Source organism: Psychrobacter sp. 1U2, assembly GCF_051847575.1.
Genome location: NZ_JBPYDC010000065.1, coordinates 1 through 2288, shown reverse-complemented (window position 1 = coordinate 2288; position 2288 = coordinate 1). Strand labels below are relative to the sequence as shown.

General features: G+C 35.1%; 3 protein-coding genes. All 3 read left to right on the top strand.

All coding sequences use genetic code 11. The features are described 5' to 3' along the window. The first annotated feature begins 289 nt into the window (after positions 1 to 289). Positions 290 to 421: a hypothetical protein gene (locus ACS8FD_RS13105; protein ID WP_439276215.1), complete on the top strand. Its 132-nt coding sequence runs from the start codon at positions 290 to 292 to the stop codon at positions 419 to 421. A 1057-nt stretch (positions 422 to 1478) separates the two neighbouring features. Then, a complete protein-coding gene (locus tag ACS8FD_RS13100) occupies positions 1479 to 1850 on the top strand; it encodes a hypothetical protein (RefSeq protein WP_439261098.1) in 372 nt (123 codons plus the stop codon). Positions 1851 to 1958: 108 nt separating this feature from the next. Continuing rightward, on the top strand, positions 1959 to 2288 hold a 330-nt coding region (locus ACS8FD_RS13095; RefSeq protein ID WP_439276214.1), incomplete at its 3' end, for a hypothetical protein.

Genomic DNA, 2288 nt, shown 5'->3' with positions numbered 1-2288 from the left:
CCATATTTAAAACTTAGTTTTAATACAAAAGTTTCAACCTCAAGTATTAGTTTACTTGAGGTTTTTTTGTGTCTGAATTTTCTCTTAAAGCCTTTATCTATAAAGGTCGGTTATTCTGTGTGTATCAACCTATAAGAAGTAGTCTACTCTTTAATAAAATATTCGCGATAAGTTTATATTTTTATTATACTTTCAAAATTAATGATCACCTACTAACGGTAAGAACAAAGCATCGGCTCTAGCGGCGCTAACACTGGTAGCATAGGGTGGCCTGATCGCTTATGTGATTTTGACTCTATCTTCTCTTATATTGGAAGCTGACGCATGGCAGGTGGTGACATTTATGCAGGCATCACTTAAGTCTTGGCTGTCGCTTAAATCTATTGTCTATATCTCAACGCTGATTGGCTTTGAACTGTAGGCGCACCTGCTGGCGCAAAATATGGCTTCAAAGGTTGCATCATTTGCCTTGTTGGTGTCTGTATCCGGTATGGCAAACTCAGTGCTGCTTATGAGAGAAGTTGTAACGTGGTGAAAGATCCGGCTATAGTGCTGATTTTATCTTGGCTTGTGCTGGCAAATGTGAAGATAGGGGTAGATACAAAGTCTGCTACTAACTAAATCGTGTTAACACTCTGTCTTTTAGATAAGGTATAGTTTTAAACAATACATCAAGACAAGCATATTCCTCAAACATTAGCTTGTTTGAGGTTTTTTGTATTTGATGACTTGCTATTAAATAGGGGAGTATTACTGTGGCATACTTCACTAGAAACGATATTAATATTCTTTATCTATCATAGGCTTACAATGAAAAATTATATTCTAGAAATAGAATACTGTATAAAGTAGAGTATTGTATAGTCTACAAGTTAGAATTCATTAAACTGTAATTTACGTATTCTTTAATAGATTCAGCTTGCGTTGTCTTTACGAGAGAGTTATGGTTGTTATATAGCTGATACTAAATAAAATAAATACGCTGTATCTTTATACGATAATGGGATAAGTTTTTTAAGCGCTGTCTTTGTTAGGCAGTGCTATAAAAAGTTATTCTAATATCATTATATTTTTATTTTAAACGAATGATATATAGTTTATACACCGTTCTCAGGCTGTATAGTCAGTCCACTATAAAATGAATACAGTGTAAGTGACTGGGGTAGATTTTACATAGCTTCTGGCTGTAACGACACCGCAAGCAAGTAACATGCGCACCAGTAACAGGTTATGATGTTTGTACTTTTTTTATTTAAGGATAGCTACACTCAAATATATTCATATGAGAGAATAAATTTGAGTATATGGTAATCGTTATTGCTTCATTTGATAGAAGTCTTCTAATCAAATGAGCTTAAGATAATTATCAAAATTTTAAATTCAATGTCGAACCTATTCGGCAATGAACCAATGATCCATGCTTTTGTAACATCAAAATAAACAGCTGTAATAAATATTTAGCTAATGGAGAAATTGAGATGACTAAAAAAGACAAACTTACCTCAGATAAAAAGTATCCTAAATCTACAGAATACAAAGGACGTAAAATTAAGTTTTCTGATCTTTCAAGCTCTGAATTACAAAGCTCTGAATTACATGATAAAAAAGCACATGAAGTTGAGAAACGTGCTGGTCTACATGATAAAAGAGCACTTGAAGTCGAAAAACGCGTTGACCACAGCCAAAAGCACTTACGAAAATTAAAAGTTGAAGTTGATGAAAAAGAATTTGAAGTTGTAGAGCTGCAAGAAGGAGTATTTGAGTCTGGCCTATTACCATATTCTTCATACGAATCACCAGTTGAATTGGCACAAGACGTGATTAATTACGTATCAGAGTTTAAAAAATAACGCCTCTTAAATATACAGTTTGTTCAAATTCACACTGCCTGGACGTTTGCTTCTAGTCACTAATGCCTAGCATTTGTTTCCAAGCATATTAAAAAGGAATTTTCACTCATGACTTGTAGAAAAAATGTGAATGCTCTGACGACAGAAGAAAAGGCCGCTTTCATTACCGCTATTAAGCTTATGAAAGCGGAAGAGTACGTATATGTTGACAATCCAAACGATCCCGCACATGTACGTGATAGATATCCTAATATAACCAATACTTATGATAAGTATGTACTCGATCATCATATCGGTATGTATACAGGAACCCCAGGGGGCTGGGGAAGCAATTTTTTAACTCGCAATGCAGTGTACCGTGGTCCAGCGTTTTTACCATGGCAACGTGAGTTTATACGCCGTTTTGAGCTGGACTTGGATAGATTGGTGCCGGGGGTG

What these genes read in the sequence shown, in the direction of transcription:
- ACS8FD_RS13100 (WP_439261098.1), top strand. Translation starts at nt 1,479, where the DNA reads ATGACTAAAAAAGACAAACTTACCTCAGATAAAAAGTATCCTAAATCT.